General features: G+C 66.6%; 17 protein-coding genes, 2 pseudogenes and 1 riboswitch. Of the genes and pseudogenes, 9 read left to right on the forward strand and 10 right to left on the reverse strand.

Features of this window, described 5'->3' with window-relative positions; all coding sequences use genetic code 11:
* Positions 1 to 24: 24 nt before the first annotated feature.
* A complete protein-coding gene (locus tag AC3A3W_RS07185; protein ID WP_487441492.1) occupies positions 25 to 1101 on the forward strand; it encodes a LacI family DNA-binding transcriptional regulator in 1077 nt (358 codons plus the stop codon).
* A gap of 488 nt (positions 1102 to 1589) precedes the next feature.
* On the opposite strand, the gene AC3A3W_RS07190 is transcribed toward AC3A3W_RS07185, so the two are convergent.
* The 5 genes from AC3A3W_RS07190 to AC3A3W_RS07210 form a co-directional block, all read right to left on the reverse strand.
* Positions 1590 to 2126, reverse strand: coding sequence for a YbhB/YbcL family Raf kinase inhibitor-like protein (locus AC3A3W_RS07190; RefSeq protein WP_487441494.1), 537 nt, complete (start codon positions 2124 to 2126; stop codon positions 1590 to 1592).
* A gap of 9 nt (positions 2127 to 2135) precedes the next feature.
* Positions 2136 to 3113, reverse strand: coding sequence for a carbohydrate kinase family protein (locus tag AC3A3W_RS07195; RefSeq protein ID WP_487441496.1), 978 nt, complete (start codon positions 3111 to 3113; stop codon positions 2136 to 2138).
* A gap of 103 nt (positions 3114 to 3216) precedes the next feature.
* Positions 3217 to 4395, reverse strand: a complete 1179-nt coding sequence (locus tag AC3A3W_RS07200; protein ID WP_487441498.1) for a fatty acid desaturase family protein — start codon at positions 4393 to 4395, stop codon at positions 3217 to 3219.
* A 13-nt stretch (positions 4396 to 4408) separates the two neighbouring features.
* Positions 4409 to 5497: a ferredoxin reductase gene (locus tag AC3A3W_RS07205; RefSeq protein ID WP_487441519.1), complete on the reverse strand. Its 1089-nt coding sequence runs from the start codon at positions 5495 to 5497 to the stop codon at positions 4409 to 4411.
* 367 nt (positions 5498 to 5864) lie between these two features.
* On the reverse strand, positions 5865 to 6695 hold the full coding sequence (locus AC3A3W_RS07210) for an alpha/beta hydrolase (RefSeq protein WP_487441499.1): 831 nt from the start codon (positions 6693 to 6695) through the stop codon (positions 5865 to 5867).
* Between the two features lie 224 nt (positions 6696 to 6919).
* On the opposite strand from AC3A3W_RS07210, the gene AC3A3W_RS07215 reads away from it, so the two are divergent.
* Both AC3A3W_RS07215 and AC3A3W_RS07220 read left to right on the forward strand, forming a co-directional pair.
* Positions 6920 to 8026 carry a GTP pyrophosphokinase gene (locus AC3A3W_RS07215; RefSeq protein WP_309989142.1) on the forward strand — a complete coding sequence of 369 codons (1107 nt, stop codon included), beginning with the start codon at positions 6920 to 6922 and terminating at the stop codon, positions 8024 to 8026.
* A gap of 139 nt (positions 8027 to 8165) precedes the next feature.
* Positions 8166 to 8349, forward strand: a riboswitch (cyclic di-AMP (ydaO/yuaA leader).
* A gap of 8 nt (positions 8350 to 8357) precedes the next feature.
* Positions 8358 to 9161, forward strand: a complete 804-nt coding sequence (locus tag AC3A3W_RS07220; RefSeq protein ID WP_487441502.1) for an NlpC/P60 family protein — start codon at positions 8358 to 8360, stop codon at positions 9159 to 9161.
* A 75-nt stretch (positions 9162 to 9236) separates the two neighbouring features.
* Here AC3A3W_RS07220 and AC3A3W_RS07225 read toward each other — a convergent pair whose 3' ends face one another.
* From AC3A3W_RS07225 to AC3A3W_RS07240, 4 genes are all read right to left on the reverse strand, one after another.
* Entirely contained in the window at positions 9237 to 10376 is a 1140-nt protein-coding gene (locus AC3A3W_RS07225) for a GGDEF domain-containing protein (protein WP_487441504.1), read from the reverse strand.
* A 98-nt stretch (positions 10377 to 10474) separates the two neighbouring features.
* A complete protein-coding gene (locus tag AC3A3W_RS07230) occupies positions 10475 to 10795 on the reverse strand; it encodes a DMT family transporter (protein WP_487441506.1) in 321 nt (106 codons plus the stop codon).
* Positions 10792 to 11139 carry a DMT family transporter gene (locus AC3A3W_RS07235; protein ID WP_487441508.1) on the reverse strand — a complete coding sequence of 116 codons (348 nt, stop codon included), beginning with the start codon at positions 11137 to 11139 and terminating at the stop codon, positions 10792 to 10794. The genes AC3A3W_RS07230 and AC3A3W_RS07235 overlap by 4 nt, the downstream gene beginning before the upstream one ends.
* A gap of 2 nt (positions 11140 to 11141) precedes the next feature.
* Positions 11142 to 11666, reverse strand: coding sequence for a TetR/AcrR family transcriptional regulator (locus AC3A3W_RS07240; protein ID WP_487441509.1), 525 nt, complete (start codon positions 11664 to 11666; stop codon positions 11142 to 11144).
* 129 nt (positions 11667 to 11795) lie between these two features.
* On the opposite strand from AC3A3W_RS07240, the gene AC3A3W_RS07245 reads away from it, so the two are divergent.
* The 4 genes from AC3A3W_RS07245 to AC3A3W_RS07260 all read left to right on the forward strand — a co-directional run bounded on the left by AC3A3W_RS07245 (position 11796) and on the right by AC3A3W_RS07260 (position 14648).
* The gene (locus tag AC3A3W_RS07245; protein ID WP_487441511.1) at positions 11796 to 12269 is read left to right on the forward strand and encodes a hypothetical protein; all 474 of its coding nucleotides are present in this window, start codon (positions 11796 to 11798) and stop codon (positions 12267 to 12269) included.
* Positions 12269 to 12571: a transcriptional regulator gene (locus AC3A3W_RS07250; protein WP_487441513.1), complete on the forward strand. Its 303-nt coding sequence runs from the start codon at positions 12269 to 12271 to the stop codon at positions 12569 to 12571. The genes AC3A3W_RS07245 and AC3A3W_RS07250 overlap by 1 nt, the downstream gene beginning before the upstream one ends.
* 108 nt (positions 12572 to 12679) lie before the next feature.
* Entirely contained in the window at positions 12680 to 13540 is an 861-nt protein-coding gene (locus tag AC3A3W_RS07255) for an AraC family transcriptional regulator (protein ID WP_487441514.1), read from the forward strand.
* A 100-nt stretch (positions 13541 to 13640) separates the two neighbouring features.
* Positions 13641 to 14648 (forward strand): bile acid:sodium symporter family protein, encoded by a 1008-nt coding sequence (locus tag AC3A3W_RS07260; RefSeq protein ID WP_487441516.1) that lies wholly within the window; start codon positions 13641 to 13643, stop codon positions 14646 to 14648.
* Positions 14649 to 14682: 34 nt separating this feature from the next.
* Here the strand turns inward: AC3A3W_RS07260 and AC3A3W_RS07265 are convergent, their stop codons facing one another.
* On the reverse strand, positions 14683 to 16095 hold the full coding sequence (locus AC3A3W_RS07265; RefSeq protein ID WP_487441517.1) for an aminotransferase-like domain-containing protein: 1413 nt from the start codon (positions 16093 to 16095) through the stop codon (positions 14683 to 14685).
* Here AC3A3W_RS07265 and AC3A3W_RS07270 point away from each other — a divergent pair.
* Together AC3A3W_RS07270 and AC3A3W_RS07275 are read left to right on the forward strand one after the other, a co-directional pair.
* Positions 16094 to 17014: pseudogene (locus AC3A3W_RS07270) on the forward strand (DMT family transporter); the annotation flags it as partial. The gene AC3A3W_RS07265 and the pseudogene AC3A3W_RS07270 sit on opposite strands and share 2 nt — an antisense overlap.
* Positions 17015 to 17141: 127 nt before the next feature.
* A pseudogene (locus tag AC3A3W_RS07275) lies at positions 17142 to 17417 on the forward strand (GNAT family N-acetyltransferase); the annotation flags it as partial.

Raw genomic sequence — 17417 nt, forward strand, 5'->3', positions numbered from 1 at the left:
GGATATACTCCTGAAGGAGGGCATATGATTTCGCAGGAGAAAAGTTCTGGCAAGCCAGTGCATGCGGCTGCCCCCGCACAGCAGTCCCAGCGCCCCCAGCCCGTCACCCTCCGGCAAGTTGCCGAGGCTGCCGGTGTCTCCACAGCCACCGTCTCGCTGGTCGTGAACAAGAAAAAGGCCGCCCGCATTTCCGACGAGACCCGCAAGCGGGTTCGGGACGCGATCCGGGATCTGGGCTACCGGCCAAATGCCATGGCGCAGACCCTGGTCAGCGGCAGTTCCCGCTTCATCGGCCTCGTCGCCGACGCCATCGCCACCACCCCTTTCGCCGGCCAGATCATCCACGGCGCCCAGGATGAGGCATGGAAGCATGGCTACGCCCTTCTCATCGCCAATACCGAAGGCAACCGCGAGCTTGAGACGGACGCGATTGCCATGATGCTCGAATACAAGGTCCGCGGCATCCTTTATTCGACCTGGTTCCACCGGGCCACCGACCTTCCGGCACCGCTGCGGGAATCGGACTTCGTCCTCGTCAACTGCTTTTCTGCGGAACCCGGCGCCCGGGCTGTCGTTCCGGATGAAGTACAAGGCGGACGTTCAGCCACAGAGATCCTGCTGAAGCATGGGCACCGACGGATCGCCTTCATCAACGCCACCATCCCCGCCCCGGCGAAAGACGGACGCCTCCAGGGCTACAAGGAAGCACTGGAAGCCGAAGGCATCGCGTTCGACGGGAGCCTGGTCCTTGAGGCCTATCCCGATCAGGAAGGCGGGTACGGAGCCACCGAGGAGCTCCTCAAGCGCGACGCCACGGCCGTGTACTGCTACAACGACCGGATGGCGATGGGGCTGTACGACGGGCTGCGCGAGCACGGGCTCTCCATCCCCGACGACATAGCAGTGGTGGGATTCGACAACCAGGAAGTCATCGCCGCCCACCTCCGGCCCCCGCTGTCGACCGTGTCGCTCCCCCACTACGAACTGGGCGCGGCCGGAGTGCGAATGCTCCTGGGCCTCGAAGAAGCACAGGCTGCCCCCACAAAAATCCACTGCCCTACCGTGGAACGAAACTCCGTGGGGGCGCTGGCCCCCGCCTAGGTACCCGGCCACCGGTAACCGGGCACCGGCAAAGCCCATCCCCCTGCCCCATCGGCGCCGGGGCTCGGCTTGCTGGTGCTGGCGCTCATCACGCTGTTGTATGTACAACACGTGTTCTCCCTTATGCCCCTCTACCTGAGCGGTGAGATCTCGTTTCGGCCGGATGCTGAGGAGGCCCTGATCAGTTCGGCCACCTGGTCCGCAATCCACATGGCGGCCCTGGGTCTATGGCTTCTCCTATGGCTGTGGCACCGCAGATTACTGCGCAGGAGCAATTGGTTAGCGGCTGCCATATCCAGGCAAAGAACGGGTTGAGCGAAGCGCCCGCAGGGTCATCGCCACGGATTTCCGTTGTGACGACATTTCTGGATTCGAGAGCCGACTGGAACCAACTGAGGACGACCGAAGACCGCCACACGGCGGGCCCGCTGTAAACCCCGGGGCGCGCACCTCGGGTCGCGAGAGCAACGTGGATCGGACAGCGGTTGTCAGCGCTTGCGTTCGTAGATTCCGGTCAGTGTTGCCGTGCCGAGCAGGTGCTTCGAGAACTCGGAGCCCAGGCTGGCCGGACGCGCGCCCGCGCGCGTATCAAGCTCCTCCACGTCCAGCGCGTAGACCGTCACGACGTACCGGTGCCGTCCGTGCCCGGGCGGCGGCGCGGCCCCCACGTAGCCGCGGAAGCCGGCGTCGTTCTTCAGCTGCACTGCGCTGGCCGGGAGCTGGGCGCCGGACTCGGCCCCCGCGTCCTCGGCCAACGAGGTGACGTCCGCCGGGATGTTGAGGACCGCCCAGTGCCAGAACCCCCCGGCTCCGGGTGCGTCGGGGTCGAAAACGGTGACGGCAAAACTTCCGGTCCCTGCGGGTGCGCCGCTCCAGCTCAGTTGCGGGGAAGCGTCAGCGCCGCCGGCGTGGAGCCTGCCACTGCGCTGCGGAGGCTGCAAGGTCTGGCCGTCCTGGAAGGACCGGCTGGTGAGCTCGAACGACGGAACGTCCGGCAGGTCTGCAAACGGACCGGAGGGTGTCATGGCTGCCTTTCAGATGGTGGGAACTTCTGCTTCCTTTGCTGCTGCTTCTTCAGCTTCTTCGATGCGGTTGAGTTCGGCCCTGGTGGGCGGGTTGGCGCCGGCGCGGGAAACCGTGACGGCGGCCGCGCGGGTGGCGTGGGCGAGGAGCGCGGCGAGGCCGTCGGCAGGCAGCGCACGCAGGGCCCGGCGGTTCTGTGCTCCGTCAAGACCGCGGTCCACCACGCCGGAGAGCAGCGCCGCCATGAAGGAATCCCCGGCCCCGACCGTGTCCGCCACCTCCACTTTGGGCGCGGCGAACTCGGCCTCTCCGGCTGCCGTAATGCCCCAGGGCCCGTTGGCACCGCGTGTGACCACCACCATGGCAGGCCCCTGCGAACCACCCAGCGCCAGCCAACGGCGCGCGGAATCGAGCACGTCGACGCCCGGATACAGCCACGCAAGGTCCTCATCGGACGCCTTGACGATGTCCGAAAGGGTCACGAACTTCTCCGCCTGGCGGCGGGCATAGTCAACGTCGCTGATGATGGTGGGCCGGCAGTTCGGATCAAAGCTGATGGTCGCCGACGGGTGGGAATGTTCGACGGCGGCCAGCACGTCGGCGGCGCCCGGCGCCAGCATCGTGGCGATCGAACCGGTGTGCAGCAGCGTGGTGCCCTGCGTCATGAACGGCAGCCGTTCCGCGAGTCCGGGGAGCTCCCAGGCGAGGTCGAACGTGTAGGTGGCGGCGCCGTCGTCGTCCACCAGGGCGGTGGCGACGCTGGTCGGCAGGCCGTCGGGCGCCTGCGGGAGCATGACGGAGCTGGCCCGCAGGTGGGCCGCCACTGAGTCTCCGTAGGCGTCGCGGCCGTAGCGGCCGATGAACTGGACGGGATGGCCCAGCCGGGCCAGCCCCACGGCGACGTTGAGCGGGCTGCCGCCCACGTGGGCTTCGATTCCGGAGGAGCGCTGGACCACGTCCACGAGGCCCTCGCCAATAACAGTGAGCATGGTCATACTCTGCCAGAGAACGCGGCCGGGCGCTCCCGCATCCCGGACAGCAATTGGAGCAGCGTGCGCTCAGGCACGCTGCTCCAAGGCAGTTCGGAGGCGGCTAGGACTTCTTGCCGGGCAGCGCGAGCTTGAACACCTTCGCCCAGGAGGAGCCCACCTGCTTGAGCAGCGGCCCGGTGGTGTACGGCAGTCCGTAGCGCTTGCAGATTTCCTGGACCTTCGGCGCCACCTCGGCGTACCGGTTGGAGGGAAGGTCCGGGAAGAGGTGGTGCTCGATCTGGTGGGACAGGTTCCCGGTCATGAGGTGCATGAACTTCGAGCCGGAGATGTTGGCCGAGCCGATCATCTGGCGCACGTACCAGTCACCGCGGGTCTCGCCTTCGACCATCTCCTCGGTGAAGGTGTCGGCCCCTTCCGGGAAGTGGCCGCAGAAAATAACGGCGTGGGCCCAGACGTTGCGCACGGCGTTGGCGGTCAGGGTTCCGTAGAGCGCCTGCTTGCCGGAGCCGGTGAGCATGGCCACGGCCGGGGTGGCGGCGTAGTCCTTGGTGAACTGCTTGATGGCCTTGATCCCCAGGGCCTTGAGGTCCTTCTGCAGGGCCTCCTTGCTCTTCTTGCCCTCCTGGTACTCCGTCAGTTCGAGGTCGTAGATGGCGATGCCCCACTCGAAGATGGGCGCCAGGATCGCGTTGTAGAGCGGGTTGCCGAGGTTGTGCGGCTTCCACGGCTGGTCGCCGTCCATGCGGAGCAGGTTGTATCCGACGTCGTTGTCCTTGCCGACGACGTTGGTCCAGCGGTGGTGGAGGTCATTGTGGGTGTGCTGCCACGAGCGGGCCGGCGTGACGAAGTCCCATTCCCAGGTGGTGGAGTGGATGTCCGGGTCGCGCATCCAGTCCCACTGGCCGTGCAGGATGTTGTGGCCGATCTCCATGTTCTCGAGGATCTTGGCGGCGCTCAGCAGGGCGGTGCCGGTGACCCAGGCGGCCTTGTTGCGGCCCATCAGGAGCGCGGCGCGGCCGGAAATTTCCAGGCCTCGCTGGACCTTGATGACGCGCCGGATGTAGGCGGCGTCGGACGCTCCGCGCTTGGCCAGGATGTCGTCCTTGATGGCGTCCAGTTCGCGGCCGAGCTCTGCCACCTGCTCATCGGAGAGGTGCGCGGCTGCCGGCGGGCGCACCAGGGGGCTCCCAGACGTGGCAAGGGCACCCGGACGGGGTTTTGCCGCCGGTCCGCTGATCGACGTCGATTTCACGGCTTTGCGGTCAGATATTGCTGTCATGCTGTGTTGCTCCTCAGATGTCGAGGTTAACGGGCCCGGCGGCTGCCGAGACACACGTCTGGATTAGTTGGCCCGGCTCGCCGTGGACCTCGCCGGTGCGCAGGTCACGGACGCGGCCGGCGCGCAGCGGCGTCAGGCAGCTGTGGCAGATGCCCATGCGGCAGCCGCTGGGCATCAGGATGCCGGCGTCCTCGCCCACATCCAGCAGAGGGGTGTTTCCGTCCGCTTCGATCTCGCGGTCGGAGGCTTCAAAGGTGACCAGTCCGCCGTCGTGCCCTGCTCCGCCCACGAGGCTGGTGTTGAAGCGTTCGATGATCAGGTTGATGGGGTCGGCAGCGAAGGGGCCGGCTTTTTTATGGGCGGCGGCTTCACTGGACCACAGGGCCTCGGCGTCGTCCAGGAACCCCTCCGGGCCGCAGGCGTAGGCGGCGCGCTGCCGCCAGTCCGGACACAGCTCACCCAGCCCGGCGGCCGAGCTGAAGTCCAGCCGGCCGCGTTCACCGGTGTACCAGTGGATGACGCGGAAGTTCGGGAACTGGTCCGCCAGCTCGGACAGCTCCTCATGGAAGATGCTGTCCTGCGGCGTGCGGGCTGAGTGGATCAGCACGACGTCGGCATCGGGGCGGTGCGGCACCAGGGTGCGGATCATCGACATCACGGGCGTGATGCCGCTTCCCGCGGTGAGCATCAGCAGCGGCCGCGGATGCTCCGGCAAGACGAAGTCGCCCTGGGGCGGGGCCAGGAACAGCACGTCGCCGGGCTTGGTGTCCCGGACGAGGACGCCCGAGACAGCACCGACGTCGCTGACCGTGATAGCAGGGTCCTGTCCGGCGGGAGCGCTGAGCGAATACGAGCGCCAGTGGCGCACGCCGTCGAGCTCCACGCCGATCCGTGCCCACTGGCCGGCCTTGTGGGCCTTCCAGCCGCGGCCCGGGCGGAAGTGGATGGTGGCGGAGTCTGCCGTTTCAGGGACCACCTTGGTGACCACGCCGCGAAGCTGACGGGCCGAAAAGACGGGATTAAAAAGCGCGAGAATGTCCTCCGGCGCCAACGGGGTGGTCAGGACTGTCGTGGCACGCGCCAATTTACGGAGCCAAATCATGTTGTCCACCACCTGTTGGATTCACCCATATATTTCTCCTAGTGAAACCGGTGATCGTAATATACAAAACTACCCCAACCCCCAGCTACTAGAGTCCCGCATGCCGGAGGCCGTAGCAACCGGAGACCGGAACGGGCCGTAAAACGACCCACTGGCCGGCCAATCAGCCGGACCTGCACTGATAGTAAGTGTACTTACCTCCGGAGGTCCGCGGGACCCACGGCAGCACATTGGGCAGGATCGTGTGCCGCTGCCCGGCGGCTCCCCGCAGCGGATTTACCATCGACCCCATGACATTGCAACGAACGGACGTCGATGGAGTTCCCGTGTTCTGGGTGGAGGCGCAGCCGCTCACGCCGGCGGCCCCCTAGGTCGCCAGCAGCTCCTGCACGAGCTCGCGGCACTTCCGGTAGGACGAGGCCTTCGGGTCGATGAGCGCGAAGTGGTCGCCCGGAACCTTGACCATCTGGACCGGCGCCCCGGCAGCCCGCGCCGCTGCGGCATACGCCTCGGACTGGCTCATCGGAACGGTGCTGTCCTCGAGTCCGTGCACGGCGTAGACCGGCACATCCAGCGGAACCGCGCTCATGGGGTCCGCATACTTGTGGCGCTTGGGGTACTTCCCGGACGAGCCGCCCATGAGGTTGCTGACGGCCCCGTTGCTGAGGTCCAGCCAGTCTGCCTGGGCGAGGTTGAGCAGTCCGGACTGGCTCACTACTCCCGTCAGGTGCACGGCCTCGCCGTTGAGGTTCCGTTCCACCTGCCGGTCAGCGTCCGGGGTTCCCAGCCCGGCCAGCCGGTCCCGTCCTGCTGCCCAGACGGCGAGGTGGCCGCCCGCGGAGTGTCCCAGCGCCACCACCCGGGCCAGGTCCAGACCGTGCTCTTCAGCGACTCCGCGGAGCCTGTCGATCCCGGCCAACACGTCCTCAAAGGTGTGCGGCCAACCGCCGCCGTTGCCTGCCCGGCGATATTCCAGGTTCCAGGCCGCCATTCCGTGGGCCGCGAGGTCTTTCGCCAGCGGCTCGCCCAGCTCCGCTCCGTACTGCGAGCGCCAGTAGCCGCCGTGGATGACCACCACCACGCCCCGGGTTGCCGGGCGCCTGCCGTTCCGGGATGAGGATGCTGGCGGCGTTTCCGGCAGGAAGAGCTCGCCCCACTGGCTGGGGTGGTCACCGTACTGGTACTTCTGCCGCTTCACTGCATCCTCCTAAGGTCCCGGGTGGGCAGGAGGCAGCGAGCGCCTCCGGCATCACCACTGCCGTGGTGCCCAGCGGTCCAGAGGACAGCAGGGTCCGACGGCGCACATCAGCCATATGCCGAGCCTACAGGGACGCTGCTCCCGCCGGGCGGAAGGGAGGAGACGAGGTGGCACCGGGCGGTGTCGCACCGGCGGCTGTCACACGCCCTTGATAGTTTGGAACCATGGCAAGCAACTGGGATCGCCTGGACGTCGGTCAGCGCGACTCCGTGCAGGAAAACGTGGAACTCTATGAGCGCGTCCGGCCTGCCCTGAAGCTTGTCACCCGGGAAGTCCTGCAGATCCTCCGGACCATGCTCAAGGACACGGAGGTCACGCCGCTGTTCGTGACCGGCCGCACCAAGACCGTGGACTCCTTCCGGGAGAAAATCTCCCGGACCGAGGAACCCCTGGAACCGGGTGGCCCCCGGGTCCTGAAGTTCCCCGACCCGTTCCGCACGCTCAATGACATGGTGGGCGTCCGCGTCATCACCAAGCTTCCCGCGGAAAATGCGGTGGTGGCCAACCTCATCAAGCGGCAGCGCCAGTTGTTCGACTGCCGCGGAGACCGTGAGAAGGACATCGGCTCCATCGAGTCCGGGACGTACGGCTACTCCAGCCGCCACCTGATCCTGCGGACCATCCAGAACGAGGCGGTCAAGGAGTACCAGCAGGTCTTCAACCCCGAGGCGCAGCCGAACGGCAGCTACTTTTTCGAATGCCAGATCCGCACGGTGTTCGCGCACGCATGGAGCGAGATCGAGCACGACATCCGCTTCAAGGCGGAGGATCCGCGGGCCTGGACTCCGCATTTCGACCGCCAGTTCACAGCCACGGCCGCCATGCTGGAAACCGTGGAGAGCGCCTTCGCTGACCTGCACGAGCGTTATGAGGAGGTCCGCGGCTATTGGGATATGGACGGTGAAGGGGCTGCGCCGCTCACCCCCAACCGCATCCGCGACGTCTGGCGGACGCTGCTTCCGCACGTGGACCGCAAGGTGGATGACGACTGGGGATGGGCAGCCGAACTCATGGCGGCCCACGGCCTGAACCAGACAGTCCAGCTCGCCGGGCTGCTCAGCGCCAACAGGATCACCGAGGTCCGCAAGGCCCTGGACCACCGCTACTCCCCCGGCCCGGACCGGCTGCTCGATGACCTCCTCCTCTGGCAGTACGGGACGAAGCACATCGACCTCACCGCCGAGGAGCCCGACGCCGTTCCGCACCCGCGGCGGGACAGCCTCCTGCGGCGGCTAAAGCAAATCGAGCGGTACCGCCAGACGAAGAAGTAGAAGGCGGACAGGGGCATGCAGAAACATCCCGTCCCGTGCGCCGCGACACGCCTCCGTTACCTTAATGTGACTTTTGAGGCGGGCTCCCGTACCGTGGAAAGCGTGCCTTCCTCACCGAGGAGGGCATTCCCGCGCTGATTGCCTAACTCTGCCGTGGCCCGGGATCCGATAACAGACCATGCACGGCAGAGACGGGGAAACCAATTTTTGGCCCACACAAATGGGCCTTGGGGTGAAGCCGCGAAGTTCCTGACTCCGGTCAGGGCACGCGGCCGGGTGTCTCCCATCCGAATCCGACAGCTCACCTCGCAGGCATGGGAGAGGCTCCTTCATGTCGTCACGCTTTACCCGTGCCCGCCGCGCAGCGGCTGGCCGTTCGAATCCGTTCGTTTCCGCGTCGCGTGCCGCCACGGCCAACGCCGGAGGACTGGGACGCCAGGCCGCCGTGATCCTCGCGGCATCCGGACTCGCCTTCACCGGCAGCATGGCAGCGAACGCCGCCAACGCGCCGGCCCAGAAGGCCGCCGCCCCGGCATCAGCACCCCAGGCCGCCAGCCAGGTACAGGCTCCCCTGAGCGCCAGCTCCAGCGTCAAGATCGCCTTCGAGCGTCCCGCTATGAAGTCCACCCCGGCCCCCGTGGTGGAGGCGCCCGTCGTCGAAAAGCCGGCTGTACCGGCGGCCCCGCGGGCCGCTGCCGCGCCTGTGGCTGCCAAGGCTCCCGTTGCGGCCCCGGCGCCCGTGGCCGCGCCTGCCCCAAAGATCACAGTGCAGTCCGCACCGGCACCCGCGAAGGCTCCCGCGGCGGCCGCCGGCGGCGTCAACGCCTCGATGGTTTCGGCCGCCTACGCCCAGGTGGGCATCACCCAGGACTGCACCGCGATGGTGGAAAAGGCGCTCGGCGCCTCCGGCATCCGTGTGGGCGACCTTGCCCCGATGCAGTTCATGAACTACGGCAAAGTCGTGTCCACCCCCCAACCCGGTGACATGGTGGTCCAGTCCGGCCACGTTGGAATCTTCGTGGGCAACGGCAAGGTACTCAGCGGCGGCATGAACGGCGTCAACGAGACCGTGGTTCACCCGCTGTCTTGGCTGACCGCCACGGGCCCCGTCACGTTCGTGCGTGCCGGCGCCTAATAGCGCAGAAGCCTGATAACGCCGAAGCCGGTGTTCCGCTGCCTTGGGGGCAGCGGGGCACCGGCTTCTTGCTGGCTAGCCCAAAACCGCCCGGTTCCGCCCGAGGGATTTGGCCTCGTAGAGCGCGGCGTCAGCGGCGGCAATCGGCTCGTCCAGGCTGAGCACCCCGGCGTCCACGACAGATATGCCGTAGCTGACGGTGGGCATTTTCGGCACACCGGGAATCGATCGCTCGGCGAGCCGTCGGCTGATTTCTTTGACGATGATTTCAGCGGAGTAGGGGCTCGCGCCGGGAGCAAACACGATGAACTCCTCGCCGCCGTACCTCCCTACGAGGTCCGTGGAGCGCACCGTTGCGCGGCAGGCGTCGGCGAAGGCCTGGAGCGCCAGGTCGCCCGCGGCGTGCCCGTGGGTGTCATTGATGGCCTTGAAGTGATCCAGGTCCGCGAGGATCAGCGCTCCGCCACTCTTGTTGCCCCTGCCGCGGCGGAGCTGCTGGGACGCCATTTCCATAAATGCGGACCTGTTGAGCAGGCCGGTGAGCCCGTCCTGGCTGGCGACGGTTGTCAGCGCCCGGGTGTGCTGCTCCGTGCTGAGCCCGGCCATGCTGAAGGAGACGACCGCCAGGAGCACCATGGTAACCAGGGTGGTCACGGCGGAACCGAAGTAGGTCACGAACGTTGGGCTGTCCGGGCCTGCAGCGATAAAGACGATCAACCGGAGCAGGTAAAACAGTGAAACGCCGGCTGCCGCGGTGGCCATCGGAATGCGGACCCGCGTGTACCCGGGCTCCAGCCGCCACAGTTCGCGTGACGTGAGGCCAATCATCAGTGACATCGATGCCAGGAAAACGGCGCCCCCGGCCCACACGTTGGAGCCGGGATCGTCGAGTGCTGCAGCTACGCCTGCCACGGCAGGAATGGTGCCGAGAGGCCAGAAGTTATACCGCGGCGTCCGCAGCGAACGGGCACCGGCCCAGGCGCTCCCGGCCCCGGCAACCAGCAGAATATTTCCCAGCGTGTTGGCCCACCACTGGTGCGGCGTGCCGTTGAGGAGAAAACAGGCGGAACCGGAAAGAAACAGGAGCAGGGCAACGCACCACCACGCGCTGTACGGGGAGCGGGTGCTGCGGAAGGCGGAGAAGTAGAAAAGGAGACCCAACGCGAACGCCAGCACCGCGAAGGCAACCCGCAGTGTTGCCGTGTCCAGGACCATTCCCCAACCCCCGAATTCCCACCCGTTGTGCTGACCAGTATCGCACCGGCTGGCGGCTCACCAGCCACGGGCGTGCGAATATTCGCTTCTGGTGGTGTTTAGTGGGCGGCGCCGAGTTCGATGAGCAGCACACCGCCCATGATAAGGCCGAGGCCAAGGATCATGACGAGCGTGAGCGGTTCTTTGAAGAGGACCCTGCTGGCAACGGCTGTCAGGGCGACGCCGGCGGCAGACCAGATACCGTAGGCCACTCCCAGGCTCATCCCCTGAGCCAGGGTCAGGGTCAGGAAGGTGAACGCCAGCAGGTAGCCGGTTCCCACGGCCACGTACCAGATCTTCTTCCCTTCCGACACGAGGCGAAGGGACAACGTGGCTGTGACTTCGGTAAGGATCGCTCCGGTCAAAAAAAGCCACATCATCGGGCGATCTCCTCTTTCACTGGTGCTCCGCGGGATCCCAGTTCGACGCACAGCACTCCGCCGATGACCAATGTGATGCCGGCGAGCATCACCGGGGTCAGGGGCTCACCGAAAAGCACGGCGGCGAGCAGGGCGGTCAGGGCCACACCCGCAGCGGCCCAGATGCCGTAGGCCACACCCAGGGCCAGGCCCTGGCGCAGAACAGCGCCCAGCAAACCGAAGGCGGCCACATACCCCGCGCCCACGATGACAAAGAGAACGGGATTCTCCAGTGCGGCTTTCAGGCACAGCGAAGCGATCACCTCACTGGCGATCGCCCCAGCCAGCAATAGCCATTTCGTCATGGTCAGTCCTTCAGCAGTCGTTGGGTGATGGCCCGGATGCCAGCCCTGAGCTCGGGATCGGGAGGAAAGACGTCAGTAGCGGCCGCGAACCAGGCACCTTCCGCGATGAGCCGCACTGCGGTCAGGGAGGCCCGCTGCTCCAGGGGCAGGTCCTCCGGGACTTCAACCCACACCGCCATGCGTTCCACCCACCGGGCCAGCAGGGGCCGCCGCAACCGCGGGTCGGAGAGCATCACCAGGTCCGCCTCGTCGAAGTCCCCGGTCAGGCACCACTCCAAGTACGTGCGCAACCGCAGCGCCACCGGCGCGTCCTCCACCGCGCTCCCGAGACGCCGGGATAACTCCTGGTTCCAGCCCTCCGCCACCCTGTCCACGAGTGCGAGCATTAGCGCTTCCTTAGTGCGGAAGTGGTGCATCACGCCCGGCTTACTCAACCCCACATGACGGGCAGCCGTCTCCAAGGAGACCGTCCCCCCGGAATTGAGGAGTTCCAGTGCGCCGCTGAGGATCGCGTCTCTCGTCGTCATGGTGCAACTTTACCAACCAACCGGAAGGTTGGGCGCCAACAAGCCCAAGATCTTTCCGAATTGGAAAGTTTAGTGTTTCTCCAGCGGAAAGTCTCGTGTTTCCACAGCGGAAAGTCTAGGTTTGAGGGCATGACAAGCGATAGCGAGAGACGCCCCTCCCCCGAGGAAGCGCGGCAGGCATTGACGGCAGTATCCGATTCCCAGCGGGCCCTGGGACCTTTTGTCGGTTCGCCGTGGTGGCTCTATCCGGCGCAGGGCCTCGGAATGGGGCTGTTCATTATTGGGCTGGTGCTATCAAAGTCCCATGGTTGGGCAACGGTCGTCCTGGCCGTGTCTGTGATCATCTTCTGCGTGCTGCCGCTCCTTCAGTCGGCGCGTTCACGGGTGATCCTGGACGTCTACACTCATCGGGGTAGCCGGCTCCTTGGACTGATCTACCTCGGCCTCTTTGCTGCAGTAGTGGCGGGTGCCCTGCTCCTGCACGCCGTGGTCCGCGCGGATTGGATGGTTTATGGTGCCGCACTGCTGGTGTTCATCCTGACGTTGATCTTTGGGCCGGCGATGGAAGCACGGCAGGCCCGCTGGATCGGAGCAGCGCACTAGTGGACGACGGTTTTAACGAGATCATTCACGTCCCGACGCGCCTGCGCATCTGCGCGCTCCTGGCCGGAGCTGGGGAGGCGGAGTTCGGCGTGGTCCGTGACGCCCTTGTCCTCAGCGATTCCGTGCTCAGCAAGCATCTAAAAGTGCTCGAGCAAGCCGGTTTCGTCGGCCTCCGCAAGGGCACCGTCAACACCCGGACGCGCACCTGGGTGCATCTGACAAAGGCCGGGCAAAAAGCCTTCAAGGCACATGTCGACGAACTGCGGAAACTTGCTGCCAGCGCAGACGACCCGGCGAAATAGCCACCCTTCGAACAAGACGGCTGCGTCCGGGCTCTGATCTTTTCGGGCAGGGATTGTCGGGTCAATCGGTCCGGAGTCTTCATACCGTAGAGAAGGAAGGAGGTAGCCGTGCAGGAATGGAACCGGGCCATTGAACTCATCGAGGCGGACCTTGCCTCGCCGATCGACGTTGGACGTCTGGCACAGGTCGCACTCACCTCGGAGTACCACTTTCGGCGGATGTTTGCCTCGCTTGCGGGCTTGCCGCTGTCTGAGTACATCAGGCGCCGGCGGCTGACAGCAGCGACAGCGGATATTGTCGCCGGCCAGGCGGTCCTGGACGTAGCGATCCGGTACGGGTATAGCTCGGCCGAGGCGTTCACCCGGGCTTTCAAGGCCATGCACGGCCTCACTCCGTCACAGGCGCGACGCCCGGGCGCCGTGCTCCACTCACAACCGCAATTGAGATTCCATCTTCGAATCGAAGGGAGTGCTGACATGCAGCACCGCATAGTGAAGAAGGACGCCTTCCGCCTTATCGGGCTTAAGGCGCGTGTCCGACTCGTCTACGAGGGCCCGAATCCGGACATCGAGGAGTTCGAGCGGAGCCTGGACCCGACAGTGCGGCCGCGGCTGGCAGAGCTGTCAGACACGGAGCCATTCGGACTGCTGGCTGTCACGGAGAACATCGAGGAACCAGGAACGGAAGGAAGCGAATTGGATTACTGGCGGGCCGCGGCGTCATCACATCCAGCGCCGGACGGATACGACTCCACAGATATCCCGGCGGGCTTATGGGTCGTGTTCGAGACGGAAGGCAAGTTCCCGGAGGCCCTGCAGCATCTTTGGGCTGACGCAGCGGCCGAGTGGTTCCCCGCCAATCCGTACCGTTGGGCGCCCGGGCCGCAACTGCTGAGCGTGCAACCGGAACCGGACGGTTCAAAAGGCAGCGGACAGCTATGGATCCCCATCGAAGCAGACAGCAGATAGCTTCATTCGAGAAGCGCGTCAGCGCTCCGCCGCGGACATATTTGTCTGACATCTGTTCATGAATTGGTTTCCCGGCGGGCTGAAGTGCCAGCATGATTAGATGCTTGAGGCAACAACAAATCCCGAGACCTCCCCGGCCGCCGCTGACGCCGCACCACCCCTGAATCCGGCACTCGCCGCCGAGGCCAAGATTGCCCGCGTGGCCGTGACCGTTTTCCCGCTGCTGGTGCTCGCCGCCGGCGTGGCTGGCTTTCTGCTCCCTGACGCATTCAAGCCGCTCGGCCCGAGCGTTCCGTATCTGCTGGGCATCATCATGTTCTGCATGGGGCTCACCCTCACACCCCCGGACTTCGCCGCGGTGGCCAGACGGCCCTGGGCCGTGGTGCTGGGCATCGTGGCCCACTACGTGATCATGCCGGGCGCGGGCTGGCTGATTGCGAACGCCCTCCAGCTCGAGCCGGCACTGGCTGTGGGCCTCATCCTTGTAGGCTGCGCACCGTCCGGGACTGCCTCGAACGTCATGGCCTTCCTGGCCAAGGGCGATGTCGCGCTCTCCGTGGCCGTGGCCAGCGTCTCGACGCTCATCGCCCCCATCGTCACGCCGGTGCTGGTGCTCTTCCTGGCAGGATCATTCCTGACGATCGACGCCGGGGCCATGGTCCTGGACATCGTCAAGACCGTTCTCCTGCCGGTCATCGGCGGGCTCCTCGCACGGCTCTTCCTCAAGAACCTCGTCGCAAAGGCCCTTCCGGCACTTCCGTGGGCCTCCGCCGTCGTGATTTCCCTGATTGTGGCGGTGGTCGTGGCCGGCAGCGCCAGCAAGATCGTGGCCGCCGGCGGCATCGTGTTCCTCGCCGTGGTGCTGCACAACGGCTTCGGACTCGGGCTGGGGTACCTCGCCGGCAAGCTGGGACGCCTGGATGACAAGGCCCGCCGGGCTCTCGCCTTCGAGGTGGGCATGCAGAACTCGGGCCTGGCCGCGACCCTTGCCACGGCACATTTCAGCCCGCTGGCTGCGCTGCCCTCCGCCGTGTTCTCGCTGTGGCACAACATTTCCGGTGCGATCGTCGCCGCCTGGCTCGCCCGGAAGCCGCTGAGCGACTCCTGAGGTCGGGCAAAAAGCCCTTCTCTTCGCCTGTTTCCTAGAGGCCGTTGCGTCCGATGGACCGGCCGATGATGCGGGCGCCCTCCGGGAAGGCGCCCGGGTTCGGTCCCGCATAGTTGAGCCTGATGAACGGGCCCGCCGGCTCGGCGGGGAACCACTCCCGCCCGGCGGCGATGATCACCCCGGCGGCTTCGCAGTCGCGGGCCAGCCGCTCGAGGTCGGTCCCGTCGGGAAGGCGGGCCCAGAGGTTCAGGCCGCCCTTGGGGACCAGCTCGATATGCGCCTGCGGTGCGTGCTCGCGCATGCTGGTGACCAGGAGGTCACGGCGCGACTGCAGCTGGTGGCGGAGGCTGCGCAGGTGCGTCTGCCACCCAGGCTGCGTCACGACGTCGAGCGCTGCGGCCTGGAGCAGGCCGCTGACGTACATGGACTCGGCCGCCCGGTCCGCGAGAATGCGCTCACGTGCCGGGCCGCGCGCGATGACGGCGGCGACACGGATGGCCGGGGACACACTCTTGGTCAGGGAACGAAGGTAGACCACATGGCCGGAGTCGTCGCGGGCCGCGACGGGCACCGGACTGGAGGTAATGCCGAAGTCGTGCGCCCAGTCGTCCTCCACCAGGAACGCACCCTTGGCGCGCACCACATCCAGGACCTCTTCACCCCGCCCTGCGGCCCACTGCGCACCGGTGGGGTTCGCGTAGTTCGGCTGGGCATAGAACAGCCGGGCGCCGGTTTCGTCAAAGGCCCGGGCCAGTTCCGCCGGGTCCGGACCGTCCGGCCCGCTGGGCACCGGGACAACGCGGACCCCGGCCTGCGCCGCAGCCAGGATGGCTCCCCAGTATGTCGGCGATTCCATCAGTAGCGGCTGCCCGCGGCCCGCGAGTGCGCTGAAAATGGAACTGAGCCCGCTCTGGCTTCCCGGCAGTACGACGACGTCACTCGGGTTCGGCGGCGTGGTTCCGGCCGGCGTCGAGGCGCCGAGTTCGTGGGCGAACCACGATTGCAGTTCCGGCAGGCCGGCAGCCGGTGGGCGTGACACCGCAGCGTCGCCCCGGGCTGCGCGGGTGAGGGCGGCACGCACCAGTCGCTCGGGCAGGAGTTCCCGGTCCGGGTAGCCGGCATGGAAGGCGATGGCGTCATTGGCGACATCGCGCATGGTCGCCGAGGCCGACAGGAGCGGCGCCAGCGGTGACCGCAGGGCTGCCGTCTGCCAGCCGTAGTCCGAGGGACGCGCAGTCCGGACGGCCCGCACGAAGGTCCCGACGCCGGGCCGGCTCTCGATCAGCCCCTGCCCGGCCAAGGTCTGCAGGGCTTTCTGCACCGTGACCGGGCTGGCCTGATACTCAGCAACCAACGACCGCGTGGACGGTAACTTGGCGCCGGGCGCAGCCCCGGACATCCACTCCTTCAGTCGCGTCACAATACGGGAACTGCTATCGTTGTTCATGAGAGACAATAGTAGCGCTACTACGCTTATTCGCCCAGTGTTACCGTCCCTTCACCGCAGTGGACTGTGGTGGGGCCTCCTCGGAGTAGCGGCATTCTCCTTCACCGTGCCGTTGACACGCCTGGCCGTGGCAGGGCTTTCGCCGCTGTTCATCGGCTCGGCCCGCGCGGTGGTGGCGGCGGTCCTCGCCGCCTCCGCCCTCGCCCTCACCCGCCAGCGCCTTCCCCGCGGCCGGCAGTGGGCCCGGCTCGCGGTGGTGGCCGGCGGCGTCGTCATCGGTTTTCCCTTCCTGACGTCCTTTGCGCTCACCACCACGCCGGCCAGCCACGGCGCGGTGGTCATCGCACTGCTCCCGGCCGCGACGGCGACAGCCGCAGTCCTGAGGGGGCGCGAGCGTCCACCTGTAGCGTTCTGGCTTATCACCGGCGCGGGCGCGCTGGCGGCTATTGCGTTCGCATCCATGCAATCCAACGGCTTCGGACAGCTGCACTCGGCGGACCTGCTGCTCCTTGGCGCAGTGGTGGCAGCGGCCATCGGCTATGCGGAGGGCGGCCTGTTGGCCCGCGAGCTCGGCCCCTGGCAGACCGTGTCCTGGGCGTTGGTGCTGGTATCGCCCCTGATGGTGTTCCTGACGGCGGCCTCCATGGCCCAGCAGCCTCCCTCCGCAACGCCGGTCCAGTGGGCGGCCTTTGCCTACCTTGGCGTCGTCAGCATGTTCCTGGGATTTTTCGCGTGGTACCGCGGCCTGGCCATTGGTCCCATGGCCAGCGTCAGCCAGGTGCAGCTCATCCAGCCCGTGCTGACTATCTGCTGGGCGGGACTCTTGCTGGGCGAAATCCTGGGCTGGACCACGATCATCGGAGGCGCCGCCGTCATTCTCTGCGCAGGCGCCGCAGTCCGCGTCCGGCTCAGCCCGCCGCCAACGCCACTGAAGACCACCCAGCCGGGGAAGGCGAACCTGCCCTTGACGTCCGGGGACGGCGCTGGCAAGGTCGTGACCACCGGGCGCGAGGCAGCGGCCGGGTTCGGAGAGGCGGTGCCGAGGCATGGGACAGGAGCCGGCGGATGAAATCCGCATTGTGCCCGCGAATGAAGCGTCCTGGGAGGACCTTAAGGCCGTCATGGGCACGCGCGGCGAGGCGTCCCGTTGCATGTGCCAATGGTTCAAGATCCGGGACAAGGACTGGAAATCAGTTCCGGTCGAGGAACTGGCCGGGCGCCTGCGCGCGCAGACCGGCTGCGGGGATCCCGCCGCCACGGGGACCAGCGGCCTCGTCGCCTACCTCGGAGGCGAGCCCGCGGGCTGGTGCGCAGTGGAGCCC

Source organism: Arthrobacter sp. Soil_N43 (assembly GCF_057655195.1).